Source organism: Streptomyces sp. NPDC088812 (assembly GCF_044750285.1).
Taxonomy (GTDB): Bacteria; Actinomycetota; Actinomycetes; order Streptomycetales; family Streptomycetaceae; genus Streptomyces.
Genome location: NZ_JBIVJP010000026.1, coordinates 18756 through 45469, shown reverse-complemented (window position 1 = coordinate 45469; position 26714 = coordinate 18756). Strand labels below are relative to the sequence as shown.

General features: G+C 74.1%; 24 protein-coding genes and 1 pseudogene. 12 read left to right on the top strand and 13 right to left on the bottom strand.

Annotated features, from left to right (window positions below; genetic code table 11):
* The 3 genes from ACIP67_RS35725 to ACIP67_RS35715 are packed head-to-tail and all read left to right on the top strand — an operon-like array spanning window position 1 to window position 3277.
* On the top strand, window positions 1-363 hold the full coding sequence (locus tag ACIP67_RS35725) for a hypothetical protein (protein ID WP_401697486.1): 363 nt from the start codon (window positions 1-3) through the stop codon (window positions 361-363).
* Complete coding sequence (locus ACIP67_RS35720; RefSeq protein ID WP_401697485.1) at window positions 360-2075, top strand: cation acetate symporter; 1716 nt, start codon at window positions 360-362, stop codon at window positions 2073-2075. Before ACIP67_RS35725 ends, ACIP67_RS35720 begins: the two co-directional genes overlap by 4 nt.
* Window positions 2072-3277 carry a sensor histidine kinase gene (locus ACIP67_RS35715; protein WP_401697484.1) on the top strand — a complete coding sequence of 402 codons (1206 nt, stop codon included), beginning with the start codon at window positions 2072-2074 and terminating at the stop codon, window positions 3275-3277. Before ACIP67_RS35720 ends, ACIP67_RS35715 begins: the two co-directional genes overlap by 4 nt.
* 260 nt (window positions 3278-3537) lie before the next feature.
* On the opposite strand, the gene ACIP67_RS35710 is transcribed toward ACIP67_RS35715, so the two are convergent.
* The 5 genes from ACIP67_RS35710 to ACIP67_RS35690 all read right to left on the bottom strand — a co-directional run bounded on the left by ACIP67_RS35710 (window position 3538) and on the right by ACIP67_RS35690 (window position 8107).
* Window positions 3538-3708, bottom strand: a complete 171-nt coding sequence (locus ACIP67_RS35710; RefSeq protein WP_385074669.1) for a hypothetical protein — start codon at window positions 3706-3708, stop codon at window positions 3538-3540.
* Window positions 3709-3789: 81 nt separating this feature from the next.
* Window positions 3790-4740 (bottom strand): cytochrome c oxidase assembly protein, encoded by a 951-nt coding sequence (locus ACIP67_RS35705; protein WP_401697483.1) that lies wholly within the window; start codon window positions 4738-4740, stop codon window positions 3790-3792.
* Between the two features lie 141 nt (window positions 4741-4881).
* Entirely contained in the window at window positions 4882-5907 is a 1026-nt protein-coding gene (locus ACIP67_RS35700) for a 6-phosphofructokinase (RefSeq protein WP_401697482.1), read from the bottom strand.
* 213 nt (window positions 5908-6120) lie between these two features.
* A complete protein-coding gene (locus tag ACIP67_RS35695; protein ID WP_401697480.1) occupies window positions 6121-6849 on the bottom strand; it encodes a type 1 glutamine amidotransferase in 729 nt (242 codons plus the stop codon).
* A gap of 19 nt (window positions 6850-6868) precedes the next feature.
* Complete coding sequence (locus ACIP67_RS35690; protein ID WP_401697478.1) at window positions 6869-8107, bottom strand: MurT ligase domain-containing protein; 1239 nt, start codon at window positions 8105-8107, stop codon at window positions 6869-6871.
* Between the two features lie 158 nt (window positions 8108-8265).
* On the opposite strand from ACIP67_RS35690, the gene def reads away from it, so the two are divergent.
* Window positions 8266-8820, top strand: a complete 555-nt coding sequence (gene def, locus ACIP67_RS35685) for a peptide deformylase (protein ID WP_401697476.1) — start codon at window positions 8266-8268, stop codon at window positions 8818-8820.
* Between the two features lie 103 nt (window positions 8821-8923).
* Here the strand turns inward: def and ACIP67_RS35680 are convergent, their stop codons facing one another.
* Window positions 8924-9565 (bottom strand): TetR family transcriptional regulator, encoded by a 642-nt coding sequence (locus tag ACIP67_RS35680; protein ID WP_401697474.1) that lies wholly within the window; start codon window positions 9563-9565, stop codon window positions 8924-8926.
* A gap of 171 nt (window positions 9566-9736) precedes the next feature.
* Between ACIP67_RS35680 and ACIP67_RS35675 the strand changes: the two genes are divergently transcribed.
* Window positions 9737-10960 carry an acyl-CoA dehydrogenase family protein gene (locus ACIP67_RS35675; RefSeq protein ID WP_401697473.1) on the top strand — a complete coding sequence of 408 codons (1224 nt, stop codon included), beginning with the start codon at window positions 9737-9739 and terminating at the stop codon, window positions 10958-10960.
* A 211-nt stretch (window positions 10961-11171) separates the two neighbouring features.
* On the opposite strand, the gene ACIP67_RS35670 is transcribed toward ACIP67_RS35675, so the two are convergent.
* From ACIP67_RS35670 to ACIP67_RS35650, 5 genes are all read right to left on the bottom strand, one after another.
* A complete protein-coding gene (locus tag ACIP67_RS35670) occupies window positions 11172-11408 on the bottom strand; it encodes a DUF6213 family protein (protein WP_358794725.1) in 237 nt (78 codons plus the stop codon).
* A gap of 25 nt (window positions 11409-11433) precedes the next feature.
* On the bottom strand, window positions 11434-12819 hold the full coding sequence (locus ACIP67_RS35665) for an NADP-dependent succinic semialdehyde dehydrogenase (protein WP_401697471.1): 1386 nt from the start codon (window positions 12817-12819) through the stop codon (window positions 11434-11436).
* A 71-nt stretch (window positions 12820-12890) separates the two neighbouring features.
* Window positions 12891-13355, bottom strand: a complete 465-nt coding sequence (locus tag ACIP67_RS35660; RefSeq protein ID WP_401697469.1) for an NUDIX domain-containing protein — start codon at window positions 13353-13355, stop codon at window positions 12891-12893.
* Entirely contained in the window at window positions 13352-14890 is a 1539-nt protein-coding gene (locus ACIP67_RS35655; protein WP_401697468.1) for an ATP-dependent DNA ligase, read from the bottom strand. Before ACIP67_RS35655 ends, ACIP67_RS35660 begins: the two co-directional genes overlap by 4 nt.
* Window positions 14891-15411: 521 nt before the next feature.
* A complete protein-coding gene (locus ACIP67_RS35650) occupies window positions 15412-16368 on the bottom strand; it encodes an NAD(P)/FAD-dependent oxidoreductase (RefSeq protein WP_401697466.1) in 957 nt (318 codons plus the stop codon).
* A gap of 78 nt (window positions 16369-16446) precedes the next feature.
* Between ACIP67_RS35650 and ACIP67_RS35645 the strand changes: the two genes are divergently transcribed.
* From ACIP67_RS35645 to ACIP67_RS35620, 6 genes are all read left to right on the top strand, one after another.
* Window positions 16447-17028, top strand: coding sequence for a helix-turn-helix domain-containing protein (locus ACIP67_RS35645; RefSeq protein ID WP_401697465.1), 582 nt, complete (start codon window positions 16447-16449; stop codon window positions 17026-17028).
* Between the two features lie 98 nt (window positions 17029-17126).
* Entirely contained in the window at window positions 17127-18098 is a 972-nt protein-coding gene (locus ACIP67_RS35640; RefSeq protein WP_401697464.1) for an NADPH:quinone oxidoreductase family protein, read from the top strand.
* Window positions 18095-19276 (top strand): acyl-CoA dehydrogenase family protein, encoded by a 1182-nt coding sequence (locus tag ACIP67_RS35635; RefSeq protein WP_401697462.1) that lies wholly within the window; start codon window positions 18095-18097, stop codon window positions 19274-19276. Before ACIP67_RS35640 ends, ACIP67_RS35635 begins: the two co-directional genes overlap by 4 nt.
* Window positions 19273-20355, top strand: a complete 1083-nt coding sequence (locus tag ACIP67_RS35630) for an acyl-CoA dehydrogenase family protein (protein WP_401697460.1) — start codon at window positions 19273-19275, stop codon at window positions 20353-20355. The genes ACIP67_RS35635 and ACIP67_RS35630 overlap by 4 nt, the downstream gene beginning before the upstream one ends.
* Before the next feature lie 173 nt (window positions 20356-20528).
* Window positions 20529-21389, top strand: a complete 861-nt coding sequence (locus ACIP67_RS35625) for a phosphatidylinositol-specific phospholipase C/glycerophosphodiester phosphodiesterase family protein (RefSeq protein WP_401697459.1) — start codon at window positions 20529-20531, stop codon at window positions 21387-21389.
* 137 nt (window positions 21390-21526) lie between these two features.
* The gene (locus ACIP67_RS35620; RefSeq protein WP_401697457.1) at window positions 21527-21721 is read left to right on the top strand and encodes a hypothetical protein; all 195 of its coding nucleotides are present in this window, start codon (window positions 21527-21529) and stop codon (window positions 21719-21721) included.
* Between the two features lie 12 nt (window positions 21722-21733).
* Here ACIP67_RS35620 and ACIP67_RS35615 read toward each other — a convergent pair whose 3' ends face one another.
* Both ACIP67_RS35615 and ACIP67_RS35610 read right to left on the bottom strand, forming a co-directional pair.
* Window positions 21734-22921 (bottom strand): phosphodiester glycosidase family protein, encoded by a 1188-nt coding sequence (locus ACIP67_RS35615; RefSeq protein ID WP_401697658.1) that lies wholly within the window; start codon window positions 22919-22921, stop codon window positions 21734-21736.
* A gap of 198 nt (window positions 22922-23119) precedes the next feature.
* Entirely contained in the window at window positions 23120-24307 is a 1188-nt protein-coding gene (locus tag ACIP67_RS35610; protein WP_401697456.1) for an NUDIX domain-containing protein, read from the bottom strand.
* Window positions 24308-24975: 668 nt separating this feature from the next.
* On the opposite strand from ACIP67_RS35610, the pseudogene ACIP67_RS35605 reads away from it, so the two are divergent.
* Window positions 24976-26692 (top strand): annotated as a pseudogene (locus tag ACIP67_RS35605) (molybdopterin-dependent oxidoreductase); the annotation flags it as partial.
* Between the last annotated feature and the right edge of the window lie 22 nt (window positions 26693-26714).

Genomic DNA, 26714 nt, shown 5'->3' with positions numbered 1-26714 from the left:
GTGCCCCCGCAGGACCCCGCCGAGCGCCGCGTCGTCGTCACCGGCCCGCCCCGGCGCGCCCGGCGCACCCCCGGCCACCACCGCCCGCGCACCGAGATCGAGGAGCAGACCACCCTCGGCCACACCTACGTCCGCTCCCTGATGCGCACCCAGCTGCGCGCCGCGCTCACCGCCCTCGCCGTCCTCGCCCTCCTCGTCGGCCCGCTGCCCCTGCTGTTCGCGGCGATGCCCGACGCCCGCCGCCTGGAGTGGGCGGTCCTCGGCTTCGGCCTCTACACCCCGCTCGTCCTGCTCGCCCGCTGGTACGTCCGCCGCGCCGAACGCAACGAACGCGACCTGGTCCGCCTGGTGGAGGACCGATGAACTCGGCGTTCGCCGTCCCCGCCGTCGCCCTCGTCGTCGTGGTGACCGTCCTGGTCGGCGCGTTCGGCCTGCGGATCTCCCGCACGACCTCCGACTTCTACGTCGCCTCCCGCACCGTCGGCCCCCGCCTGAACGCCGCCGCCATCAGCGGCGAGTACCTGTCCGCCGCGTCCTTCCTGGGCATCGCCGGCCTCGTCCTCGTCCAGGGCCCGGACATGCTCTGGTACCCGGTCGGCTACACCGCCGGATACCTGGTGCTGCTGCTGTTCGTCGCCGCCCCGCTGCGCCGCTCCGGCGCCTACACCCTTCCCGACTTCGCCGAGGCCCGCCTCGCCTCCCAGGCGGTACGACGGCTCGCGGGCGCCTTCGTCGTGGGCGTCGGCTGGCTCTACCTGCTGCCGCAGCTCCAGGGCGCCGGGCTGACGCTGACCGTCCTCACCGGGGCCCCCGACACCCTCGGCGGACTGATCGTGGCCGTCGTCGTCACCGCGACCGTCGCCGCGGGCGGCATGCGCAGCATCACCTTCGTCCAGGCCTTCCAGTACTGGCTCAAGCTGACCGCGCTCCTCGTCCCGGCCCTCTTCCTGGTCCTCGCCTGGCAGGGCGACGGCGCGCCCCGGCACGTCTTCGAGGAACCCCCTGCCTTCCGCGAGCAGCGCTCCGTCCGGGTCGACGACCGGCTCGACCTCAGGCTGGACCGGCCCCTGACCGTGACCGTGGACGGCACCGTCGACGGCCTGCGGCACCACGGCGCCGAACTCCGCCTCCCGGCCGGCACCCACCGCATCGAACCGGGCACCCGCCTCACCTTCCCGCGCGGCACCGCCGTCCCCACCGCCGACCGCGGCGGCAACGGCGGCCTGTCCACCTCCCTCGCCGCCGGCCGGGAGGAACGCCCCCTGTACGCCACGTACGGACTGATCCTCGCGACCTTCCTCGGCACCATGGGCCTGCCCCACGTGGTCGTCCGCTTCTACACCAGCCCGCACGGCGTCGCCGCCCGCCGCACCACCGTCGCCGTCCTCGCCCTCATCGGCGGCTTCTACCTGCTCCCGCCCCTCTACGGCGCCCTGGGCCGCATCTACGCCCCCGAACTCGCCCTCACCGGCGACGCCGACGCCGCCGTGCTGCTCCTGCCGGACCGGGTGATCGGCGGCCTCGGCGGCGACCTGCTCGGCGCGCTGGTCGCCGGGGGTGCCTTCGCCGCGTTCCTGTCCACCGCGTCGGGGCTGACCATGGCCGTGGCGGGTGTGCTCACCCAGGACGTGCTGCCCGCGCGCGGCGTGCGCCACTTCCGGCTCGGCACCGGCCTCGCCATGGCCGTCCCGCTGGGGGCGAGCCTGCTGGTGGGCGGGCTGCCGGTGGCGGACGCGGTGGGGCTGGCCTTCGCGGTCTCCGCGTCCTCGTTCTGTCCGCTGCTCGTCCTCGGCATCTGGTGGCGGCGGCTCACCCCGCCCGGCGCGGCCTGCGGGATGCTGGTGGGCGGCGGTTCGGCGTTCGTCGCGGTCGCCGCGACCATGGCCGGCCTGCCCGTGACGGGAACCGCGCACGCCCTGCTCGCCTGGCCCGCCCTGTGGTCCGTCCCGCTGGGCTTCCTCACCATGGTCCTGGTGTCCCTGGCCACCGCGGGCCGGGTCCCGCCCGGCACGGCGGCGGTCCTGGCCCGCTTCCACCTCCCCGAGGAGCTGCGGGCGGCGGAGGTGAAGGCGTGAGCGGCTTCCTGGCGGGCCTGTGCATCGCGATCCTGCCGTTCCTTGCCGCCGGGTTCTGGCTCGGCCGGCGCACCGCCCGCCCCGAGACCCTGGGCGGCCTCGGCACCCCCGTCGAGCACGCCACCTTCCAGACCCTGCACACCGCCTCGCTCGCCGCACCCCCGCTGCGGGCCGGCCTGACGGAGGAGACGGCCCGCAGGTCGGCCCGCCGGCTGCGCACCCTCCTCGGCACGGACGCCCTCTGCCTGGCCGACCGCCGGCAGGTGCTGGTCTGGGACGGCGTGGGCGCCCACCACCGCGCCGAGATCACGGCCCGGCTGGCCGGCCCGCTCGACACCGGCCGCGGCGAGGCCTTCCCGCTGGCCTGCGACGCCCCCGACTGCCCCGTCCGCTGGGCCGTCGTCGCCCCGCTCACCGTCGACGACCGGGTGCACGGCGCCCTCGTCGCCTGCGCGCCCCGCGAGTCCGCCGTCCTGGTCCGGGCCGCCGGGGAGGTCGCCCGCTGGGTCAGCGTCCAGCTGGAGCTGGCCGACCTCGACCAGTCCCGCACCCGCCTCATCGAGGCCGAGCTCAAGGCGCTGCGCGCCCAGATCTCGCCGCACTTCGTGTTCAACTCGCTCGCGGTGATCGCGTCGTTCGTCCGCACCGACCCCGAGCACGCCCGGGAGCTGCTGCTGGAGTTCGCCGACTTCACCCGCTACTCGTTCCGGCGGCACGGCGACTTCACGACCCTCGCCGACGAGCTCCACGCCATCGACCACTACCTGGCGCTGGTCCGCGCACGCTTCGGCGACCGCCTCTCCGTCACCCTCCAGATCGCCCCGGAGGTCCTCCCGGTCGCCCTGCCGTTCCTGTGCCTCCAGCCCCTGGTGGAGAACGCCGTCAAGCACGGCCTGGAGGGCAAGACCGACAAGTGCCACATCCAGATCACCGCCCAGGACGCCGGCGCCGAGGCGCTCGTCGTGATCGAGGACGACGGCGCCGGCATGGACCCGGTCCTGCTGCGGCGCATCCTGGCGGGCGAGGTGAGCCCCTCCGGCGGGATCGGCCTGTCCAACGTCGACGACCGGCTCCGCCAGGTGTACGGCGACGACCACGGCCTGGTCATAGAGACCGCGCCCGGGGCCGGGATGAAGATCACCGCCCGGCTGCCGAAGTACCGGCCGGGGGTGCACCCGGCGGCCCGGCCCGGACCCGGCTGAACGCCGCCCGCCGCCCGGAGCCGTCTGTCGCCCGGAGCCGTCTGTCGTCCGGGGCCGTCTGTCGTCCGGGGCCGTCTGTCGTCCGGGGCCGTCTGCCGTCCGGGGCCGTCTGTCGCCCGGGGCCGTCTGCCGTCCTGAGCCGTCTGTCGCCCGGGGCCGCCTGTCGCCCGGAGCCGTCTGTCGCCCGGAGCCGTCTGCCGTCCTGAGCCGTCCGCCGCCCGGGGCCGTCCGCCGCCGTCCGCGGCCAGGCCCGGGCGGCCTCAGGGCGTGCGCGTCACCACCAGCGCGAGCGTGATCAGCCCGAGCACCACCCAGCCGAACCACAGCCAGCCGTTGCTGCCGAGCGCCACCGTGTAGGCGGTCACCACCACGAGCCCGCCGAGGGTGATCACCCCCATGGTCTTCGTGGAGCCGTCCGTGGTACCGGGCATCGCGACACCCTCCTCCGGCGCACCCTGGGCAGGGCGCGTCCCCCTCCATGGTGCCCTGGTTCCGCCGTTCGGGGCAGGCGGTCAGTCCTGGCGGGCGCTCAGCGAGGCCAGATAGGCGTTGTACGCCTGGAGCTCCTTGTCGCCGTCCCGGTCGGCGGCCCGGTCCTTGCGCTTGGCCTGCCGCTGCTCCGACCCGTACCACTGGAAGAGCAGGGCGATCAGGACCAGCACGGACGGGACCTCGCTGAACGCCCAGGCGATGCCGCCGGCCGCGTTCTGGTCGGAGAGGGCGTCGATGCCGAGGGAGGCCGGCGGGTTCTCGAACGACGTGACCATCGGCGTCGACGCCATCATCAGCGCGATGCCGAAGAACGCGTGGAACGGCATGCCGGCGAACAGCTCCAGCATCCGCATCAGGTGGCCCGGCCGGTTGGGCCCCGGGTCCACGCCCATGATCGGCCAGAAGAACACCACACCGACCGCGAGGAAGTGCACCATCATCGCCAGGTGCCCCGCCCTGGAGCCCATCAGGAAGTCGAAGAGCGGCGTGAAGTACAGCGCGTACAGGCTCGCGATGAACAGCGGGATCGTGAAGGCGAAGTGCGTGATCACCCGCAGGTACCGGCTGTGCAGCAGCATCAGCAGCAGCTCACGCGGCCCCTTGCGCCCCCGGCCCGCCGTCGGCAGCGCGCGCAGCGCCAGGGTGACGGGCGCGCCGAGCAGGATCAGGATCGGCGACAGCATGCTGATCACCATGTGCTGCACCATGTGCACGCTGAACATGACCATGCCGTAGTCGTTCAGCCGGGTGCACATCACCAGCGCCACGGTCAGCACGCCCACGACGTACGCCACCGTCCGCGACACCGGCCACGCGTCCCCGCGCCGCCGCAACCGGACGACGCCCCACGCGTACAGGCCGAGCCCCAGCAGGCAGGCGACGAGGAAGAAGGGGTCCGCCGACCACTGAAGACCCCGCCCCAGCGTGAACGGCGGCAGATCCATGGTCATGCCGTGCCCGCTGTGATCCATCCGCCGGCTCCTGATTCGTGGGGGGTTCGTACGTTTCCGGCCCCCAAGACTAGAGCGGCCCCCGGCGACCTTCGTCACCGGGGGCACGTGGACCCGCCGAGGGGCGGGACAGGCCACGACGGACCCGCACCCGCCGGACGGCTAGAGCACGGTCTCCGCCTCCGCGTACCGCTCGGCCGGCACGGTCTTGAGCGACTCGACCGCCTCCGCCAGCGACACCATCACGATGTCCGTGCCGCGCAGCGCCGTCATCATCCCGAACTCGCCCCGGTGCACCGCCTCCACCGCGTGCCACCCGAACCGGGTGGCCAGCACCCGGTCGTACGCGGTGGGCGTACCGCCCCGCTGCACGTGCCCGAGGATCACCGGACGGGCCTCCTTGCCGAGCCGGGACTCCAGCTCGAGGGAGAGCTGCCGCGCGATGCCGGCGAACCGCTCGTGCCCGTAGATGTCCTTGCCGCCCTCGTCGAAGGCCATGCTCCCGGGCTTCGGCTTGGCCCCCTCCGCGGCGACGACGATCGCGAACCGCTTGCCCGCCTCGAACCGCTCGCCCACGCGCGCGGCGAGCTCCTCGATGTCGAAGGGCCGTTCGGGCACGACGATGGCGTGGGCGCCGGCCGCCATGCCCGAGTGCAGCGCTATCCAGCCGGTGTGGCGGCCCATGACCTCCACGACGAGGACCCGCTGGTGGGACTCGGCGGTGGTCTTCAGCCGGTCGAGGGCCTCCGTCGCCACGCCCACGGCCGTGTCGAAGCCGAAGGTGACGTCGGTGACCGCGATGTCGTTGTCGATGGTCTTCGGCACGCCCACCACGGGCAGGCCGCTGTCCGACATCAGACGGGCCGCCTTGAGCGTGCCCTCGCCGCCGATCGGGATGATGGCGTCGAGGCCGAGCTCCGCGACATGGCCGCGGGCCCGCTCCACGCCGTCCCGCAGGTGCGAGGGCTGGACGCGGGAGGAGCCGAGGATCGTGCCGCCGCGGGCGAGGATGCCGCCCACCGCGTCGAGGTCGAGCTTGAGGTAGTCGCACTCCAGGAGGCCCTTCCAGCCGTCCCGGAAACCGATGACCTCGTCGCCGTGGTCGGCGACGGCACGGTGCACGACGGACCGGATGACGGCGTTCAGGCCGGGGCAGTCGCCGCCGGACGTGAGGACACCAATGCGCATAGCCCGATACAACCTTCTTCGCGGGGGCCGGTCCGGACCGCGTCGTCCGGCTCGATCCCCGCCACCCTAGCGGCAGGAGGGGGCGGGGCCGAAGAACACGTCCGCCTGCTGGACGGACCCGCTCACCTGTGCGGATGCACGGTCAGACGGGCTGCTGACGGTGGATCGACCATCGGGTGAACAGCTGGTCGGACGGACCGCCGCGGCAGGCGGTCAGGCCGGCTGCTGCGCCGCCGCGATGCGCTCGTTGCGCAGCGCCTCGTACCAGTGGTCGTCGATCGGCGGGAGCGCGTTCACGTCGAGCGCCAGCTTCAGCAGCAGGTCCGCGATGAGCGGGTTGCGGGCGAGCACCGGGCCGTGCATGTACGTGCCGAACACGGTGTCGTTGTAGGCGCCCTCGGTGCCGTCGCCGGTGCCGTTGCCCTTGCCGATCTGGGTCCGGGCGAAGGGACGGGCGGTCGGGCCGAGGTGGGTGACGCCCTGGTGGTTCTCGAAGCCGGTCAGCGGCGGCAGGCCCAGGCGCGGGTCGATGTCGGCGAGGACGTCGCCGACGCACCGCTCGCCCTGGCCGCGCACCGTGGTGACGTCGAGCAGGCCGAGGCCCGGCTCGCGCTGCCCGAGGTCATTGACGAACTCGTGGCCCAGGATCTGGTAGCCGGCGCAGACCGCGAACACGATCGCGCCGTTGTTCACCGCCTGGTACAGGTGCCCGTCGCGGCGCAGCCGCTCGGCCGCGAGCCGCTGCGGCCGGTCCTCGCCGCCGCCGATGAGGTAGATGTCGCCGGAGGTCGGGATCGGCTGGTCGCTGCGGACGTCGAGACGCGCCACGTCGAGGCCGCGCTGCCGCGCCCGGCGCTCCACGACCAGGGCGTTGCCCTGGTCGCCGTAGGTGCTGAGCAGGTCCGGGTAGACCCAGACGACGCGCAGTTGGTTGTCGCTCATCACGTGATGGTTCCTCGTCTCAGTTGCCGACGCGGCGGCGCAGGTCCTGGAAGGCGGTGTAGTTCGCGATGACCTCGATCCGGCCGGGCGGCGCCAGCTGCACCGCCTGGTCGATGCTGTCGCACACCTGGAAGTGCTGGTTGGCCACCTCCAGCCGCACCGCGAGGTCCAGCTTGCGGTCGCCGAGGACGAAGATCGGGTGGCCGGTGAGGCGGGTGTAGTCGACGTCCCACAGCCAGGAGGTGTCGGTGCCGTCGGCGCCGCGCGCGTTCACCGACAGGATGACCGGGGTGGGCGGCGGGTCGATCAGGCTGAACGTCTCGAGCCAGCCCGCGGGGTTCTTCGCCAGCAGCAGCCGCAGGTCGCGCTCCATGAACTGGACGACGTCGTAGCGTCCGGCGACGGCCTGCACCTGGTACATGCGCTCCAGGGCCACCTGCGGCGGCACCCCGAAGACGGCGGCCACGGCGGCCGAGGAAGCGGCGTTGGCCTTGTTGGCGCGGCCCGGCAGCTGGAGGTGGATCGGCCAGGCGGAGCCGTGCGGGTCGAGCACGTGGTCGCCGGAGAGCACCCAGCTCGGGGTCGGCCGGCGGAAGCCGCACTCGCCGCAGAACCAGTCGTCCCCCGGGCGCTGCATCACACCGCCGCAGGAGGGGCAGGACCAGGCGTCGTCCTTCCACATCTGCCCCGCGGCGACCCAGACCACGTTGGGGGAGGAGGACGCGGCCCACACCACCAGCGGGTCGTCGGCGTTCGCCACGACGACGGCCTTGGAGCCGGCCAGCCCCTCGCGCCAGTTCTCCGCGAGCATCCGGGTCTCGGCGGCGCGGTCGAGCTGGTCGCGGGAGAGGTTGAGCAGCGCGATGCACTTGGGCGCGGTGTCCCGGGCCACGCCCGCGAGGTACTTCTCGTCGACCTCGATCACGCCGAACTTGGCGTCCGAGCCGCCCGCCAGCGCCGAGGTGATGCCCGCGGGCATGTTGGCGCCGAGCGCGTTGGACACGACCTGGCCCGCGGCCCGCAGCGCCTCCGCGATCAGCCGGGTGGTGGTGGTCTTGCCGTTGGTCGCCGAGACGAGGACGACGTCCAGGTTCTGTGCGAGCCGGGCGAGGAGGTCGGGGTCGAGTTTCAGCGCCACCCGGCCGCCGATCACCGAACCGCTGCCGCGCCCCGCGGCGCGTGATGCCGCCGCGACCGCCTTGCCCGCGGTCACGGCCAGCTTGGCCCGTGGCGTGAGCGGGTCCGAGTTGCCTGCCATCAGTTCTCGATCCTCCTTGCGTACGCGCCGCGCCTGAAGCCTGACGGCAACGTGGTGGGTGGTCAGCCTATCGAGATCCATTCGCACTCCCGAATCCCGGCACCGGCCGACCCCGTGCGCGGCATGCCCGTGTCAGAAAGGACCGTACCCTTGCCGCCATGCGAAACGGCTCCATCCCGGGCGCCCACGGGCGGGTCCGGCCCCTCACCCTGCTCGGCGACCCCGTCCTGCGGGAACCCTGTCACGCGGTCACCGGCTTCGGCCCGGAGCTCGCCCGTCTGGTGGAGGACATGTTCGCCACGATGTACGCGGCCCAGGGCGTCGGCCTCGCCGCGAACCAGGTGGGGGAGTCCCTGCGGGTGTTCGTCTACGACTGCCCCGACGACGAGGAGGTCCGCCACCTGGGGCATGTGGTGAACCCGCGTCTGGTGGAGGCCGACGGGGTGGTGGTCCGGGGCCCGGAGGGCTGTCTGTCCCTGCCGGGCCTGGAGGCGGGGACGGAACGGTACGACCACGCGGTGGTCGAGGGCGTGACCGTGACGGGGGAGCCGGTGACGGTCCACGGCACGGGCTTCTTCGCCCGGTGCCTCCAGCACGAGTTCGATCACCTGGAGGGCCGCGTCTACGCGGACCACCTGACCGGCTGGCGCCGGCGCAGACTGATGCGGCAGGCGGCGCGGGCCTCCTGGCACGGGGGCGCCGGATCGGCTTAGGCCCGGTCGTCGCGCCTCCGTTCGCGCCCGGGTTCCGTCGGCGTCCTCCCGTCCGCGCCGGTTCTGCCGGCGCCTCCCCGGCCGTTCCGCGGCGCGGGCACCGTCAGAACCCCGGGCCTCCGATCCGGTCCCCCGCGGCCGCGAGCCGTCCCCACAGCAGGTCCGCCAGGCTCCGCACCAGCTCGGCGCGGGAGCAGGGCCGTTCGCCCAGCCACCAGTCGCCGGCCGCGTGCATCATCCCGACGATGCCGTGCCCCCACACCCGGGCGAGCTGCTGGCTCCCGGGCCCGAGGTCCAGCCGGTCCCCGATGACCTGGGCCAGTTCCTCGCCCATCCGCCGCAGCAGCGGGGCCGAGTGCTTGCCGACGTCGAAGCCCTGGTCGCCGGGCGACCCCTCCGCCGGATGCATCAGGAACCGGTACACCTGGGGGCGGGCCTCGATCGCCGCGAGGTAGGTGTCCAGCGTGGCCTCGACCCGCTCCCGCCGCTCGGCCGGGGCGTCCAGCGCCGCCCGCAGGGAGTCCAGCAGCGCGTCCGTGTGCCGGGTGGCGAGGGCGGCGTACAGGCCGCCCTTGTCCCCGAAGTGCCGGTACAGGATCGGCTTGGTGATGCCGGCCTCGGCGGCGATGGCGTTCATCGAGGCCTGGGGGCCGTCCCGGAGCACCACTCTGTCCGCGGCCTCCAGCAGCTCGCGCCGTCGGCGGTCGGCGGACCGCTGCTGCTCGGTCCGCTGCGTGGTGTCCATGTGCTCTCCCCACCTGTGCTGATTCGGTGACGCCTGCGCAAACTAACACCTGACAACAGCCTGACATCGAATGGGTCTGCCGAGGTGTCATCGGGAGTTGACTTTTCCTACCGACGGGTAACAGACTTTGGTTACCGGTAGTAACAAGCACCGCCCGCCGCTGGAGGGGACATGGCCGAGTTCACCATGGAGCTCAACGACGAACAGAAGGAGGTACGGGACTGGCTGCACGGCTTCGCCGCCGACGTCATCCGGCCCGCGGCCGCCGAATGGGACGAGCGTGAGGAGACTCCCTGGCCGGTCATCCAGGAGGCCGCCAAGGTCGGCATCTACTCCCTCGACTTCTACGCCCAGCAGTACTTCGACCCGACCGGCCTCGGCATCCCGATGGCGATGGAGGAGCTCTTCTGGGGCGACGCCGGCATCGCCCTGTCCATCGTCGGCACCGGCCTCGCCGCCGTGGGCGTCCTCGCCAACGGCACCGAGGAGCAGATCGGCACCTGGATCCCCCAGATGTACGGCGACGCCAATGACGTCAAGGTCGCCGCCTTCTGCTCCTCCGAGCCCGACGCCGGCTCCGACGTCGCCTCCCTGCGCACCCGGGCCGTGTACGACGAGGCCAAGGACGAGTGGGTGATCAACGGCACCAAGACGTGGGCGACCAACGGCGGCATCGCCAACGTCCACGTGGTCGTCGCGGTCGTCGACCCGGAGCTCGGCTCCAAGGGCCACGCGTCCTTCATCGTCCCGCCCGGCACGCCCGGCCTCTCCCAGGGCCAGAAGTTCAAGAAGCACGGCATCCGCGCCTCGCACACCGCCGAGGTCGTCCTCGACCAGGTGCGCGTCCCCGGCTCCTGCCTGCTCGGCGGCAAGGAGAAGCTGGACGAGCGCCTCGCGCGGGCCCGTGAGCGGGCCAAGTCCGGCGAGCGGGTGAAGAACGCGGCGATGGCCACCTTCGAGGCCTCACGGCCGGCGGTCGGCGCGATGGCCGTCGGCACGGCCCGCGCCGCCTACGAGGTCGCCCTCGACTACGCCATGACGCGCGAGCAGTTCGGCCGCCCGATCATCGACAACCAGGGGGTCGCCTTCCAGCTCGCCGACATGCGGACCTCCGTCGACGCGGCCCGGCTCCTCGTCTGGCGCGCCTCCTGGATGGCGATCAACGGCAAGCCGTTCACCGCGGCCGAGGGCTCGATGTCCAAGCTGTTCGCGAGCGAGACGGCCAAGAAGGTGACGGCGCAGGCCGTCCAGATCCTCGGCGGCAACGGCTACACCCGGGAGTACCCGGTGGAGCGCATGCACCGCGACAGCGCGATCTACACCATCTTCGAGGGGACCAGCGAGATCCAGCGGCTCGTCATCGCCCGGACGCTGTCCGGGATGCCGATCCGGTAGCGCCCTGCGGGGAGCTGCGCGATGCGGTCCGCGGGTGCGTCGTGGCCGATCGCGCAGTTCCCCCGCGCCCCTGGGTGGGTGCGGTCGGCGGCGCCTTCGAGGCGAACGGCGGAACAGCATGCCTCAGGGGCGCGGGGCCGTGCCGACGTGAGGCTCCGCCGCGTGGGCGCGACAAGCCACGACGCACCCGCACCCGGCAACACACCGCCCCCTACGGAGTGCTCCCGCTGCTGTGCGCGATGCACGCCACGTCGATGCGATCCGCCAGCTTCGCCAGCTCGATGGTCAGCGCGGCGACGGTGTCCTCGTCCAGCCCCTCCGCGCCCGCCTCGACGAGATGCAGCCACCGGCCGCCCAGCGTCCGCAGCAGCTTGCTCACGTCGGCCGCGGACACCTGGAGGGTCCCGCGGTCGTCGACGATCAGCGGCAGAGTCACTTCGCGGTTCACACCCGGGATCGTAGCCGCGCGACGGTCACGCACCGTGCCAAACCGTGGTGATGTTGCAGAACTCGCGGATTCCGTGCCCGGACAGCTCACGCCCGTAACCCGACCGCTTGACCCCGCCGAACGGGAACGCCGGGTGGGACGCCGTCATGCCGTTGACGTACACCCCGCCCGCCTCCAGATCCCGGACGAAACGGTCGACCTCGGCCTCGTCGCGCGTCCAGACGTTGGAGCTCAGGCCGAACGGGCTGTCGTTGGCGATGAGGACCGCCTCGTCCAGGTCGGCGGCCCGGTACAGCGTCGCGACCGGCCCGAACGCCTCCTCGCGGTGGATCCGCATCTCACGGGTGACGCCGGCCAGGACGGTCGGCGGGTAGTACCAGCCGGGCCCCTCCGGGCGTTCCCCACCGCACAGCACGCCGGCGCCGCCGCGCCGCGCGTCGTCCACCAGCTCCTCCAGGTCGGCGCGCCCCCGCTCGCTCGCCAGCGGGCCGACCTCGGTGTCCTCCTCCAGCGGGTCCCCGACCTTCAGCGCCTTCATCCCTTCGGTGAAGCGCTCGGCGAAACGGTCGTACACGTCCGTGTGGACGACGAACCGCTTGGCGGCGATGCACGACTGCCCGTTGTTCTGCACCCGCGCCGTCACCGCGACCTCGGCGGCCCGGTCGACGTCCGCGGACGGCATCACGACGAACGGGTCGCTGCCGCCCAGCTCCAGCACCGTCTTCTTGACCATCTCGCCGGCGGTGGAGGCGACCGCGCGTCCGGCCGGCTCGCTGCCGGTCAGGGTCGCGGCCTTGACCCGCTCGTCGCGCAGGATCTCGTCGACCGCGCCGGAGCCGATCAGCAGGGTCTGGAAACAGCCCTCCGTGAAGCCGGCCCGGTGGAACAGGTCCTCCAGGTAGAGGGCGGTCTGCGGGACGTTCGAGGCGTGCTTGAGCAGACCCACGTTGCCGGCCATCAGCGCCGGCGCGGCGAACCGGACCACCTGCCACAGCGGGAAGTTCCACGGCATCACCGCCAGGACCGGGCCCAGCGGCCGGTAGCGGACCAGGGCGCGGGAGGCGCCGGAGTCCTTCACGTCGGCCTCGGCCGGCTCCTCGTCGGCGAGCAGCGCCTCCGCGTGCCCGGCGTACCAGCGCATCGCCCGCGCGCACTTCGCGGCCTCGGCCCGCGCCTGCTTGACCGGCTTGCCCATCTCGGTGGTCATCACCCGGGCGATCTCCGGCGCGTCCTCGTCGAGCAGGCCGGCGGCCTGCTCCATCAGCCGGGCCCGCTCGGCGGGCGCCGACGTGCGGTACGTGCGGAACGTGGCCTGCGCGAGCTGGAGCCGGCGTTCGAGCTCCTCCTCGCCCATGGCCTCGTACGTCTTGAGCGTCTCGCCGTTCGCCGGGTTCACCGTCGCGATGGGCATGACCGACCTCCTGGAAACCGACTGTGCTACGACCTTCGCGCGGCGCGCCGGGCCCCGCAACGCGTGCGCTCTCAGCCCGAGTGCTCCGCCAGCCGGTCCAGAAACGCGGACTGCGCCCTGACGATCACCTCGCGCGCCCGGTCCAGGCCGTACCAGGCGACCCGGTCCAGCTCGGGGAACTCCCGCATCCGCCCGGACCGCGGCGGCCACTCCATGACGAACGTGCCGGGTTCGACCGCCGCCGGATCGAGGTCCGCCTCGACCGCCCAGACCGTGACGATCTTGCCGTTCGTCTGCCGGACCTCACCGAGTCCGACCGCCTCCCCGTCGGGCGGCGCGACGCCCAGTTCCTCCCGGAACTCGCGGCGGGCGGCCTCCCAGGCGGGCTCGCCGGGCTCGTACTCGCCCTTGGGCACGGTCCACGCCCCGGCCTCCCGGCGCACCCAGAACGGGCCGCCCATGTGCCCCAGCAGCACCTCCACGCCGCCATCGGTGCGCCGGAACAGCAGCAGGCCCGCGCTGCGCCGCGCCGTCACGGACGCACCCCGGGGTGCGCGGCGAGCAGGGTCTCGACGGTGTCGGCCTCCTCGGGCCGCTTGTCCTCGCGGTAGCGCAGCACCCGGGCGAAGCGCAGGGTGACGCCGGCCGGGTAGCGGGTGGAGCGCTGGAGGCCGTCGTAGGCGATCTCCACGACGAGGGCGGGGCGTACGGTCAGTCCCCAGCCGTGCTCCTGGACGGCCAGCTCCCTCAGGTGCCCGGTCTGCCAGGTGAGCATCGCGTCCGTCATGCCCTTGAAGGTCTTGCCGAGCATGGCGAAGCCGCCGTCGGCGGTGCGGGCGCCGAGATGCAGGTTGGAGAGCTTGCCGGTGCGCCGTCCATGGCCCCACTCGGCGGCCAGGACCACCAGGTCAAGGGTGTGCACGGGCTTCACCTTCAGCCAGGACGCGCCGCGCCGGCCGGCGCTGTAGGGCGCGTCGAGGGCCTTGACGACGACGCCCTCGTGACCGCGCCGCAGGGTCTCCTCGAGGAACTCCTCGGCCGCCGCCGTGTCCTGGACGCCGGACACGACCGTGCGCCGCACCCGCATCGGCTCGGGCACCAGCCGGGCCAGTTCCGCGTGGCGTTCGGTGAACGGCAGGTCGAGCAGGTCCCGGCCGTCCACGGACAGCGCGTCGAAGAAGACGGGGGAGACGGGGACCTCCCGGGCCGCCGTCGCCACGTCCACGCGGGAGCCGACGCGGCCGGCGGTCTCCTGGAAGGAGCGCGGCCGGCCGGCGCCGTCGAGGGCGATGACCTCGCCGTCCAGGATGAACCGCTCCCCGCGCAGCTCCCGTGCCGCCGCGGTCAGTTCGGGCAGGCGGTCGGTGATGTCGTCGAGGGTGCGGGTGTGGACCCGCACGCTGTCGCCGTCGCGGTGGACCTGGACGCGGATGCCGTCCAGCTTCTCCTCGACCGCGCAGGCGCCGAGCTTCCCGACCGCCTCGGTCACCGAGGACGCCGAGTGGGCCAGCATCGGCAGGACCGGGCGGCCCACCGTCAACCGGAACCGCTCCAGCGCCGCCGGACCGTCCGTGAGCAGCGCCTGTGCCACCGTCTGCAACGAGCCCGCCAGCATCACCGCCCGCCGCACCTCGGGCGGGGACGCCCCGGTGGCCTGTGCCAGCCCCTCCACCGCGACCGCGTCCAGCGCGCCCTGCCGGACCTCGCCGGTGAGCAGCCCGAGCAGGAAGCGCTGCTCCCGCTCGGTGGCCGCGCCCATCAGCTCCCCGACCAGCCGGACCCGTTCGGCCTGCGCACCGGGTCCGGCCACCGTGCCGAGCTCATCGAGCCGGGCGTCCACCTCGCGCACGGTCAGGGTCGGTTCGACGGCCGGGGCGACCGGGCGGCCCAGCACCTTCCAGCCGACGCCCAGCCGGCCCTGGGGAAGCCGTCCGGCCAGGTAGGGGATGACGATCGGCACGTCCGCGGCCTCCGCGTCCCGGAAGAGCTCGGCGAGCAGAGCGATCTTGCGGGAGCGCGCCGAGGCGGCGGCGACCTCCCGGGACACGTCGGCGAGCCGGGTCAGCAGCATGCAGCCATGGTGCACCGGCCGCGTCCCCGCTACACCCGCAGCACCGGGGCGGTCGCGTCCCCGTTGCCCCCGGCACAGCGTCCGGGCGGCCGCGTCGCCGCTGTCCCCGCTGTGTCGGGGTGGGTGCGGCGGCGGTTCCGCCCGCTGCGTCGGGGTGGGTGCGGCGGGGACGGCAGCCGCAGCGTCGGGGCGGTCGCGTCCCGGTTGCCCCCGGCACAGCGTCCGGGCGGCCGCGTCGCCGCTGTCCCCGCTGTGTCGGGGTGGGTGCGGCGGGGACGGCACCCGCGGCGTCGGGGCGGCCGCGTCGCCGTTGCCCCCCGGCAGCGTCCGGGCGGCCGCGTCCCCGTTGCCCCCGGCAGCGCCCGGGCGGCCGCGTCGCCGCTGTCCCCGCTGTGTCGCGGTGGGTGCGGCGGCGGTTCCGCCCGCTGCGTCGGGGGAGGGTGCGGCGGGGACGGCAGCCGCAGCGCCGGGGCGGCCGCGTCGCCGCTGCACCCGCGGCGTCGGGGCGGGTGCGGACGCGACTACGTCCGCGGCGTCGCGACGGCCCGGTCGAGGTCCGCCAGCAGCAGTTCCCCGTTGATCGCGGCGCCGGCCCGGTAGCCGCGGCTGGCCGCGTTCACCACCTGTTCGGCGAAGCCGGCGGCGTTGCCGACCGCCCACAGGCCCGGCACGGTCGTCAGGCCCCGGGCGTCGACCACCGGGTAGGTGCCGAAGGGCGTCTCGGTCGTCTCGGCGCCCAGCCGTCGCAGCAGGTCGGTCCGCGGGACGGCCCGGGGCGCGACGAACAGAATCTCCCGCGCGTGGACTTCGCCGGCGGTGAGCCGGACGCCGGTGAGCCGGTCGTCCTCCACGACCAGCCCGGCCACCTCGCCCGGCACCACCCGCACGCCGGCCGCGGCCAGCCGGCGCAGGTCCTCATCGGACAGCTCCCGCTGGTCGACCGAGTGCAGGAACAACGTCACGTCCTTCGACCACTGGGTCACCATCAGCGCCTGGTGGACGCTCAGCGGGCTCGTCGCGAGCACCCCGAACGCCTGGTCGCGCACCTCCCAGCCGTGGCAGTACGGGCAGTGCAGCACGTCCCTGCCGAAGCGGGCGGCGACGCCCTCGACCGGGGGCAGTTCGTCCTTCAGGCCGGTGGCGACCACGAGGGCGCGGGCCCGCACGGTCCGCCCTCCCCCGGAGGGGGTGCCCCCGGCGAGCCGCACGGCGAAGTCCTCGCCCCGCTCGGCGTCCACCGCCCGGTCCCGGACCAGCTCCACGCCGTACCGGGCGATCTCCTCGCGGCCGGCCGCCAGGAACTCGGCGGGCGGCATACCGTCCCGCGACAGGTAGCCCTGCATGTGGGCGGCGGGCGCGTTGCGCGGCTCGCCCGCGTCCACGACCAGCGTCCGGCGCCGGGCCCGGCCCAGGACGAGGGCGGCGGACAGACCCGCCGCGCCACCGCCGATCACGATCACTTCGTAGTCCTCGGTCATGAGTGACCACCTCCACGGACACGGTCACCCGTTCACTGCCGTGTTGACAAACTCATTTGCCGAAACTGCAATGGACTCATGAGTGACGACGGCGTGGAAGAGGTACTCGCGGAGGTCGGCCCGCGGCTGCGGCGGATCCGCAAGGAGCGGGGCGCGACGCTGGGCGGACTGTCCGAGGCGACCGGCATCTCGGTGAGCACGCTCTCCCGGCTGGAGTCGGGCCTGCGCAAGCCCAGCCTGGAACTGCTGCTGCCGATCGCCCGGGCCCACGAGGTGGCACTGGACGAACTCGTGGGCGCGCCGTCGGTGCGTGATCCCCGGGTGCGGGCCCAGCCGGTCGTGCGGCACGGGCGCACGTACTGGCCGCTGACCCGCCAGCCCGGCGGCCTCCAGGCCTTCAAGGTGCTGGTCCCGCCGCGCACGGACGAGCCGGAGCCACGCACCCACGAGGGGTACGAGTGGCTGTACGTGCTGTCCGGGCGGTTGCGGCTGGTCCTCGGCGATCACGACCTGGTGCTGCCCGCGGGGGAGGCCGTCGAGTTCGACACCCGGGTGCCGCACTGGTTCGGGTCGACGGGGGAGGGACCGGCGGAGTTCCTGAGCCTGTTCGGACCGCAGGGGGAACGCATGCACGTGCGGGCGCGCCCCAAGCGGTCGTGAGGAGCGTCATGGGTTCCCCCACGGCAAGCGACCGCTTAGTATGCTCCTCGACCCGGTCGGAGAGCCGGTCGGACGCAGCAGTCCCCTGGAGGCCCCGCATGCAGGCATGGCAGGTGCACGAGAACGGCGAGCCGAGCGAGGTGATGCGGCTCCGGCAGGTCGAGCGGCCCGCCCCCGGCGACGGCCAGGTCCTGCTCCGGGTGCGCGCCGCGAACGTCAACTTCCCGGACGCGCTGATGTGCCGGGGCCACTACCAGGTGCGGCCGCCGCTGCCGTTCACGCCCGGGGTGGAGATCTGCGGCGAGACCGAGGACGGCCGCCGGGTGCTCGCCACCCCCGCGCTGCCGCACGGCGGATTCGCCGAGTACGCCGTCGCGGACGCCGCCGCCGTCCTGCCCGCCCCCGACGCGCTGGACGACGCCGAGACCGCCGCGCTGCACATCGGCTACCAGACGGGCTGGTTCGCCCTGCACCGCCGGGCCGGCCTCGAAGCGGGCGAGACGCTGCTGGTCCACGCCGCCGCCGGAGGCGTCGGCAGCGCCGCCGTCCAGCTCGGCAAGGCGGCCGGCGCCACCGTGATCGGCGTCGTCGGCGGCGCCGACAAGGCGGCCGTCGCCCGGGAGCTGGGCTGCGACGTGGTGGTCGACCGGCGGAGCGAGGACGTCGTCGCCGCCGTGAAGGAGGCCACCGCCGGGCGCGGCGCCGACGTGATCTACGACCCGGTCGGCGGCCAGGCCTACGCCCAGTCGGCCAAGACCGTCGCCTTCGAGGGCCGGATCGTCGTCGTGGGCTTCGCGAGCGGCACCATCCCGAATCCCGCGCTGAACCACGCCCTGATCAAGAACTACTCGATCCTCGGCCTGCACTGGGGCCTGTACAACACCCGCAACCCCAAGCTGGTCCAGCACTGCCACGAGCAGCTCACCGACCTGGCCGCCCGGGGCGCGATCAAGCCGCTGGTCAGCGAGCGGGTGCCGCTGGAGGACGCCGCCGCCGCCGTCCAGCGGGTCGCCGACGGCGTCACCACCGGCCGGGTCGCCGTCGTCCCGCGGAACGGAGCGGCCGCATGACCGACGCAGCCGAACTCGAGCGCCGCACCCGGGAGTTCCTGGCGGCTCACCCCCCGGCCGGCACCGACCGCCTCGCCTTCCTGCGGGCCCGCTTCGACGCCGGGCTGGCGTGGGTGCACTTCCCGGAGGGACTCGGCGGACTCGGCGCCCCGCGGTCCCTCCAGGCCGTGGTGGACACCGCGCTGGAGGCCGCGGGCGCCCCCGACAACGACCCCCGGCGCATCGGCATCGGCCTGGGGATGGCCGCGCCCACGATCCTCGCGTACGGCACCGAGGAGCAGAAGCGGCGCTTCCTGCGGCCCCTGTGGACCGGCGAGGAGGTGTGGTGCCAGCTGTTCAGCGAGCCCGGCGCCGGGTCGGACCTGGCCGCGCTCGGCACCCGCGCCGTCCGCGAGGGCGACACCTGGGTGGTCGACGGGCAGAAGGTGTGGACGTCCAGCGCCCACCTCGCCCGCTGGGCCATCCTCATCGCCCGCACCGACCCGGACGTGCCCAAGCACCGGGGCATCACGTACTTCGTCTGCGACATGACCGACCCCGGCGTCGAGGTCCGGCCGCTGCGCCAGATCACCGGCGAGGCCGAGTTCAACGAGGTCTTCCTCACCGGCGTCCGCCTCCCCGACTCCCACCGCCTCGGCGAGGTCGGCGACGGCTGGCGGGTCGCGCAGACCACGCTGAACAACGAACGCGTCGCCATCGGCGGTATGCGGCTGCCCCGCGAGGGTGGCATGATCGGCCCGGTCTCCAGGACCTGGCGCGCACGCCCCGAGCTGCGCACCCACGACCTGCACCAGCGGCTGCTCACCCTGTGGGTGGAGGCCGAGGTCGCCCGCCTCACCGGCGAGCGGCTGCGCCAGCAGCTCGTCGCCGGCCAGCCCGGCCCCGAGGGCGCCGGCATGAAACTCGCCTTCGCCCGCCTCAACCAGGAGATCAGCGGCCTGGAGGTCGAACTCCTCGGCGAGGAGGGCCTGCTGTACGACGACTGGACCATGCGCCGCCCGGAACACGTCGACTTCACCGGACGCGAGGCCGGCTACCGCTACCTGCGTTCCAAGGGCAACAGCATCGAGGGCGGGACCAGCGAGGTCCTGCTGAACATCGTCGCCGAGCGCGTCCTGGGCCTGCCCGCCGAGCCGCGCACCGACAAGGACGTCGCCTGGAAGGACCTGGCCCGATGAGCGCACAGCCCGACCTGCTGTACTCGGAGGAGGAACAGGCCCTCCGCGCCGCCGTCCGGGGCCTGCTCGCCGACCACTGCGACGCGCCGGGCGTGATCGCCCGGACGGAGTCGGACGCCCCGCACGACGTGGCGCTGTGGAAGGCGCTCGCCGGGGGGATGGGCCTCGCGGGCCTGCTCGTCCCCGAGGAGCTGGACGGTCAGGGCGCCACCCACCGCGAGGTCGCCGTCGTCCTGGAGGAGCTCGGGCGTGCGGTGGCTCCCGTGCCGTATCTGACGAGCGCCGTCGTCGCCACCGAGGCGCTGCTGGAGTGCGGGGCCGACGACCTGCTCACCGAGCTGGCGTCCGCCACGGCGATCGGGGCGCTCGCGGTCGGGCTGCACACCGCCCCCGGCGCCGGCTTCCCGACCGTACGGCTCGAAGGCGGCCGTCTGCACGGTGAGCTGACCGGCATCGCGGACGCCGCGGTCGCCGACGTGCTGCTCGTGCCCGCGGACGACGGCGGGCTCTACGCGGTCGCCGCCTCCGCGGCCACGATCACCGCGCGGACGGCCCTGGACCTGACCCGGCCGGTGGCCACCGTGACCCTCGCCGGGGCGTCCGGCCGTCGGCTCGGCGATGCCGCACCCGCCGTCCGCCGCGCCCTGCGGGCCGCCGCCGGGCTGCTCGCCTCCGAGCAACTCGGCGTCGCGGAGTGGGCGTTGGCGGAGACCGTGCGCTACCTGAAGGAGCGCACCCAGTTCAACCGGCCCGTCGGCGGCTTCCAGGCGCTCAAGCACCGGCTCGCCCGGCTGTGGCTGGAGACCGTCAGCCTCCGGGCCGCCGCCCGGGCCGCGGCCGACGCGCTCACCACCGGCGAGGACACCGACGTGGCCGTCGCCGTCGCGCAGGCCTACGCGGCCCCCGTCGCCGTCCGTGCCGCCGAGGAGGCCCTCCAACTGCACGGCGGCATCGGCATGACGTGGGAGCACCCCGTCCACCTCTACCTGAAGCGGGCCAAGGCCGACGCGATCGCGTACGGCACGGCCGGCGCCCACCGGGAGGCCCTGGCCGAACTGGTCGACCTCCGCGCCCCCTGACATCCGACGGCCGGCGCACCGGGAAGGCCCGCCCTTGCTTGGGCGGGCCTTCCCCGTGCCCGGTGAACGACCGGCGGCGGTCCGGCCAACTCCTGTCGTGTACAGGCCCATCGAGGGTCCTGGCGCGTGATACTCCCTGAGGTCCCGTACGGCATCCCAGGGAGGCAGGAGCCATGCCCCTCACCACCCGTCGCAGAGCCCTCAGCACCCTCGGCGCCGCCCTCGCCGGAGCGGTCGCCCTGCCCGCCGGCCAGGCGCTGGCGGCCGAACGCACGCCGCCCGTCCGCCCGTTGTGGCGCGCCCACGCCCACAACGACTACGAGCACCCGCGCCCCCTCCTGGACGCCCTCGACCACCGCTTCGGCAGCGTCGAGGCCGACGTCTTCCTCGTCGACGGCCAACTCCTGGTCGCCCACGACGCCGTGGACCTCGACCCGGCGCGCACCCTGGAGTCCCTCTACCTCGCCCCGCTCGCCGCCCGGGTACGCGCCCACCACGGCTCGGTGTACCGCGGTGCGCGCACCCCGCTGCAACTGCTGATCGACCTCAAGACCGAGGGCGCGTCCACGTACCTCGAACTCGACCGCCAACTGAGCCGCTACCGGCAGCTGTTCACCACGTACACCCACGGCCGGGTGCGCCGGGGGCCGGTCACCGCCGTCGTCTCGGGCGACCGCGCGGCCCGCACGCCCCTGGCGGCGCAGACCGTGCGCCGCGCCTTCTACGACGGCCGCCTCACCGATCTCGGCAGCACCGAGGCCTCCTTCGCCGCGCTGATCAGCGACAACTGGACCTCGCACTTCACCTGGCAGGGCGTCGGTTCCTTCCCCGACGCCGAACGGCTCAAGCTGCGCACGATCGTCGGCGCGGCCCACGAGCGCGGGCAGCGGGTGCGGTTCTGGGCCACCCCGGACGTGCCCGGACCCGCCCGGGACGCGCTCTGGGGCGAACTGCTCGCCGCCGGCGTCGACCACCTCAACACCGACGACCTGGCGGGCCTGGAGGCGTTCCTCGACGCCCACGGGACGGACTAGCCGTACCGAATCGCAGAGTTGTTCGACCCGGCCGACACCACTCGTTCGGAGCACGGCCCAGCCGCACGGACGAACCCTCCGCTACGCCACACTTGCGGCCGAATGCCGCGAAAGCGGACGTGGCGGAGGAGGTTCACGTGGTCGTTTCCCTTTCCGTGGTGGTGTTGTTGTTCGCCCTGGCTGTGATCTTCACGCGCAACGGCGGACTGAAGGTCTCGCACGCGCTGGTCTGTCTGCTGCTCGGGTTCCTCCTGGCCGGCACGAGCATGGCCCCCACCATCCACAGCGGCCTCACGGCGACCGCCGACATCGTCAGCAGCCTGCGTCCGTGAGGCCGTGCGGGGTCACTGCGTGAAGACGCCGATGCCGTTCGGCACGGGACGCTCCGCACCACCGGAGGGGTGGTTGCGCACCGTGACCTCGGAGGCGCCCGGAGCCCGGGCGACGAGCGTCGTCGAGCCGCCGCCGTCCAGGCTGAAGCCCTCGGTGGCGCCCAGGCTCTTCAACGCCTTGGCGACCTCGGCGATGGTCAGCCCCGAGCGGTTGGCCGGCGCGCCGTCCACCGCGAACAGCAGCACGCGCCGCCCGCCGTTCGCCAGGCCCACGGCCGTCCGCACGGCCGAGGTCCGGGTGTCGAGTCCGGCCAGGGCCTGACCGCCCGAGAGCACCGGATAGCCGCCGAGGGCGAAGCGGTACGCGCGCCGCGACGCGGCCGTCAGGCCGTACCGCACCGCCACCCGCTGCCCCTTGACGAGCGTGCGCAGGCGCTGCGCGCCCGCCTCCCGGCCGACGAGCACGGTGGTGCCCGCCGCGATGGTGCCGCTGCCCGGGGTCGCCGACGACGACACCACCACGCCGTTGCGCACGGTCACCTCGTAGGTGTTCGTGCTGCACGCGGCGGCCCGTTCGGTGTCCGTGCCGCAGGTGGCCCGGAGCCGGGAGACGCTGCCCCAGCCGGACGTGTACGCGCCGATGGAGTTCTCCGCCAGGGCGTACTGGTTGAGCCCGCCCAGCGGCAGGCGGCGCCCGACGGTGGTGACCCGTCCGTCCAGGGTCAGGCTGTCCAGCCGGGCCCTGCCGTCGGTGCCGACACCGACGACGTTCTTCGTGGTGGTGCCCGGCGGCAGTTCGGGCCCGAACCGCTGGCCGTCCGGAACGGCGCCCTTCAGCGCCTTTCCGTCCGCGACGGCCGGCCCCACGGAGGCGCCGGTCGCGACGACACCGGGGTGCTGGACCTCGGAGATGTTGAAGAAGTCCCCGTTGACGCCCGCCACGGCCTTCTGCGCCGTGGCCAGCTGGGAGACCGTCGCGCGGGACGCGACCTTCCCCGGGTGCAGCAGGCCGAGGCGGACGTGGCTGTTCGTCAGGTCGACGCTCAACACGTGCACATGGGTGCTGCCGGCCGCGGCCGTCAGGTCGTACTGGCGGTAGGACACGCCCGCCGCGACGGTGGTCCAGGTCGCCGCGCCGGCGGGCGTCGCCCCCACGAGGAGGCCGCCCGCCAGCGTGCCGAGCGCCGTCAGGACCGTCAGCGTCGTCCGGCGCGCTCCGTACCGTTCCTGATGTGGCCTCTGGTGCGGTCTCTGATGCAGTTTCTGATGTGGTGTCACGGACCCCCCTGGGTGGTTTCGGGCCCGCAACTTTCTCACGACCGCCAGAGGGCACCCTCGCGGGTCCCGCGAACACCACGAGAACGGGTGAGGAAGGGGCAGATCGCGACCGAAGCCCGGTCACTCGTGCGAGGAACGGTCCTCGTACGGTGTGAAGTGGGCCGGCGCGTGGTCGATCGGCAGGTCCGGGCGCCAGGCGGTGAGGGCCTGGGCGCTGCACACGAACAGGGACGGCGGCAGCCGGTCCAGGGCGTACCAGCGCCAGTCGCCGACGCGTTCGCCGGGCTGGTCGGCCGGTTCGCCCCGCCAGTCGGTGACGACGGCGCCCACCGTCACCCGGACGACACCGCCGGCGTCGTCGAGCAGCGTGCCCAGCAGCCGTACGTCCGAGGGGTCCGCCCGCAGCCCGGTCTCCTCCCGCAACTCCCGTACGACCGCCTCCTGGAGCGACTCCCCGGGCTCCACCGTGCCGCCGGGCAGCTCCCAGGTGCCCCGGTGGTGGCGGCCCAGCAGCAGCCCGCGCGGGCCGTGCAGGACGGCGCCGACGCCGAGGGCCGCGTGGGCGACGGGCGGCAGCGCGGTGCGCGGGCGGGAGGTGACGCGCGCGGGGCGCCGGGCCCGGAAGACGCGGTGGGAGGCGGGGCGGTCCGGATCAGGCGCCGGCACCTCCACCACCTCCTCGACGCGCAGTCCGTGGTCGGCGAGGAGCCGCTCCCACACCTGCGCGGCCGGCTCCCACCGGTGGACCGGTGCCTCGCCGCCGCCCGGCAACGGCAGGGATCCGGGCCGTGCCACGAGCTCCGTCGAGGGGTCCGTCCCGGGCGCACCGGTGTGCGGCACCGAGAAGCACAGCGTCCCGCCGGGCGCCAGCGCCGTCGCCAGCGCGGGCAGCAGACGGCGCGGATCGATGTACGGCACGGCGCCGACGGAGTAGACGACGTCGTACGGGCCGGCGGCGTGCAGGTGGGCCACGGCGTCCGCGTGGACGAGGCGCAGGCCGGGGAGGTCGCCGTGGCGGGCCCGGGCCCGTTCGATCTGACCGGGCGCACGGTCGACGGCGTCCACCTCGGCGCCGTACGCGCGCACGAGCCGGGCGGCGTGCCCGGCCGTGCCGCACCCGAGGTCCAGCACCCGACGGCCCCTCAGCTCCCCCAGGAAGGCCTCGTCGGGTCCGGCGCCCGGGAACCCCCGGTCGATCCTCTCCGCCTCCGCGACGGCCGTACCGCGCCGCAGGTGGCGCTCCGCGTAGGCCTGCCAGGCATCGGCGTTGACGGCCTCCGGGCCGTCCGGGACGAGAGGGTGCGGCATGGACGGCCTCCGGGGCGGGGCGGACGGGTGCACGGGCCGGGAGATCCTTACCGGCGGCCGGGGCGGGCAATCACCCGGGCGTACGGGAGGTCTTTCGGGGACGCGGGACGGGGGACGGGGGACGGAAGGCGGGGCACGGAAGGCGGGGGCGGGGGCCGCGACCGCGGCGGGCGTGTCCGCGCCCGGGACGATCACCTGTGACGGTCGGCACGGCCGCGACGGGGTGCCCGCCCTGGCGTGGGGGAGGGGCGTGGGGTGCTCGCCGGGGCGTGCAGGAGGACCGTGGTGGGGTGCTCGCCCGGGGTGTGCAGGACGACCGTGGTGGGGTGCTCGCCCGGGGTGTGCAGGACGACCGTGGTGGGGTGCTCGCCCGGGGCGTGCAGGACGACCGTGGTGGGGTGCTTGCCCGGGGCGTACCGGAGGACCGTGGTGGGGTGCTCGCCCGGGGTGTGCAGGACGACCGTGGTGGGGTGCTCGCCCGGGGCGTGCAGGACGACCGTGGCCGGGTGCTCGCCCAGGGCGTACCGGAGGACCGTGGCTGGGTGCTCGCCCAGGGCCGTACGGGGGGCGGTCCCAGGGGCGCTCGCCGGGGACGATCACCCGTGGCGCACGGGACAGGCGCGACGGGGTACCCAGGGGAAAGCAGCCCGACCGGCGGAGGTGGCGTGGTGGAAAAGGGACCCGACCGCATCGAGGACCCCTGGGGTCCCCGCACTCCTCGACGCCCGGACGCCCTACGGACCCGGCGCGCCGTGGCCCGCCCGCACCGACCTGCACCTGGCCGACGGGCTCACCGAGGACGACGTGGAACGCTGGGTGCCCACCGCATCGCTGCTCCACTCCAACGGCGACGCCATGGACATCGCCGTGCGGGACGGCCGGATCGTCGGCGTGCGGGGCAGGGCCGCGGACCGGGTCAACCACGGCCGGCTGGGACCCAAGGACCTGTACGGCTGGCAGGCCAACCACTCCCCGGACCGGCTGACCCGGCCGCTGGTGCGCGAGGGCGGACGGCTGGTGGAGTGCGACTGGGACACCGCGATGGACCGGATCGCCGCCCGCTCCCGCGCACTGCTGGACGAGCGGGGACCGGGCGCCCTCGGTTTCTACACCAGCGGGCAGCTCTTCCTGGAGGAGTACTACACGCTCGCCGTCCTCGCCCGCGCCGGCATCGGGACCAACCACCTCGACGGCAACACCCGCCTGTGCACGGCCACCGCCGCCGAGGCACTGAAGGAGACGTTCGGCTGCGACGGGCAGCCCGGCTCCTACGAGGACATCGACCACGCCGACACCATCGCCCTGTTCGGCCACAACATGGCCGAGACGCAGACGGTGCTGTGGGCGCGCGTCCTGGACCGGCTCGCCGGCCCCGAACCGCCCACGCTGCTGTGCGTGGACCCGCGCCGCACCCACGTCGCCCGCCACGCCCACGTCCACCTCGCCCCCCGCCCCGGCACGAACGTCGCCCTGCTCAACGCCCTGCTGCACGAGCTGATCCGCACCGACCGGATCGACCACGCCTACCTGGAGCGGTACACCGTCGGCTTCGACGAGCTGGCCGCCGCCGTCGAGCGGTGCACCCCGAAGTGGGCCGCCGGCGTCTGCGACGTCCCGGCCGCCGACATCGAACGGGCGGCGGAGGCCCTAGGCACCGCGAAGCGGCTGCTGTCCACGGTCCTCCAGGGCGTCTACCAGTCCCACCAGGCCACCGCGGCCGCCGTCCAGGTCAACAACCTGCACCTGCTCCGGGGCATGCTGGGCCGCCCCGGCTGCGGACTGCTCCAGATGAACGGCCAGCCCAGCGCCGAGAACACCCGCGAGTGCGGCGCCGACGGAGATCTGCCGGGCTTCCGCAACTGGCAGAACGACGCACACGTCGCCGAGCTGGCCCGGATCTGGAACGTCGAGCCCGAACGCATCCCGCACCACGCGCCGCCCACCCACGCGATGCAGATCTTCCGCAACGCCGAGCAGGGCTCGATCCGGTTCCTGTGGATCACCGGCACCAACCCGGCCGTCTCCCTGCCGGAACTGTCCCGCATCCGGGCGATCCTCGCCCAGGAAGGGCTGTTCACCGTCGTCCAGGACCTCTTCCTCACCGAGACCGCGCAGCTCGCGGACGTCGTCCTGCCCGCCGCCACCTGGGGCGAGAAGACGGGCACCCTCACCAACGCCGACCGCACCGTCCACCTCTCGGAGAAGGCCGTCGACCCGCCCGGCGAGGCCCGCGCCGACCTCGACATCCTCCTCGCCTACGCCGCCCGCATGGACTTCCGCGACAAGGACGGCGCCCCGCTGATCACCTGGCACGACCCGGAGTCGGCGTTCGCGGCCTGGCAGCGGTGCAGTGCCGGCCGCCCCTGCGACTACACCGGCCTGTCCTCGAGCCCGAACGCATCCCGCA

Excerpts from the sequence above, each read along its gene's own strand:
- ACIP67_RS35635 (WP_401697462.1), top strand. The coding sequence starts at position 18,095 with ATGACCGACGCAGCCGAACTCGAGCGCCGCACCCGGGAGTTCCTGGCG.
- ACIP67_RS35610 (WP_401697456.1), bottom strand. The coding sequence starts at position 24,307 with ATGCCGCACCCTCTCGTCCCGGACGGCCCGGAGGCCGTCAACGCCGAT.
- ACIP67_RS35625 (WP_401697459.1), top strand. The coding sequence starts at position 20,529 with ATGCCCCTCACCACCCGTCGCAGAGCCCTCAGCACCCTCGGCGCCGCC.
- ACIP67_RS35650 (WP_401697466.1), bottom strand. The coding sequence starts at position 16,368 with ATGACCGAGGACTACGAAGTGATCGTGATCGGCGGTGGCGCGGCGGGT.
- ACIP67_RS35665 (WP_401697471.1), bottom strand. The coding sequence starts at position 12,819 with ATGCCCATCGCGACGGTGAACCCGGCGAACGGCGAGACGCTCAAGACG.
- ACIP67_RS35680 (WP_401697474.1), bottom strand. The coding sequence starts at position 9,565 with ATGGACACCACGCAGCGGACCGAGCAGCAGCGGTCCGCCGACCGCCGA.
- ACIP67_RS35645 (WP_401697465.1), top strand. The coding sequence starts at position 16,447 with ATGAGTGACGACGGCGTGGAAGAGGTACTCGCGGAGGTCGGCCCGCGG.
- ACIP67_RS35690 (WP_401697478.1), bottom strand. The coding sequence starts at position 8,107 with ATGGCAGGCAACTCGGACCCGCTCACGCCACGGGCCAAGCTGGCCGTG.
- ACIP67_RS35710 (WP_385074669.1), bottom strand. The coding sequence starts at position 3,708 with ATGCCCGGTACCACGGACGGCTCCACGAAGACCATGGGGGTGATCACC.
- ACIP67_RS35640 (WP_401697464.1), top strand. The coding sequence starts at position 17,127 with ATGCAGGCATGGCAGGTGCACGAGAACGGCGAGCCGAGCGAGGTGATG.
- ACIP67_RS35630 (WP_401697460.1), top strand. The coding sequence starts at position 19,273 with ATGAGCGCACAGCCCGACCTGCTGTACTCGGAGGAGGAACAGGCCCTC.
- ACIP67_RS35695 (WP_401697480.1), bottom strand. The coding sequence starts at position 6,849 with ATGAGCGACAACCAACTGCGCGTCGTCTGGGTCTACCCGGACCTGCTC.
- def (WP_401697476.1), top strand. The coding sequence starts at position 8,266 with ATGCGAAACGGCTCCATCCCGGGCGCCCACGGGCGGGTCCGGCCCCTC.
- ACIP67_RS35705 (WP_401697483.1), bottom strand. The coding sequence starts at position 4,740 with ATGGATCACAGCGGGCACGGCATGACCATGGATCTGCCGCCGTTCACG.
- ACIP67_RS35675 (WP_401697473.1), top strand. The coding sequence starts at position 9,737 with ATGGCCGAGTTCACCATGGAGCTCAACGACGAACAGAAGGAGGTACGG.
- ACIP67_RS35700 (WP_401697482.1), bottom strand. The coding sequence starts at position 5,907 with ATGCGCATTGGTGTCCTCACGTCCGGCGGCGACTGCCCCGGCCTGAAC.
- ACIP67_RS35655 (WP_401697468.1), bottom strand. The coding sequence starts at position 14,890 with ATGCTGCTGACCCGGCTCGCCGACGTGTCCCGGGAGGTCGCCGCCGCC.
- ACIP67_RS35720 (WP_401697485.1), top strand. The coding sequence starts at position 360 with ATGAACTCGGCGTTCGCCGTCCCCGCCGTCGCCCTCGTCGTCGTGGTG.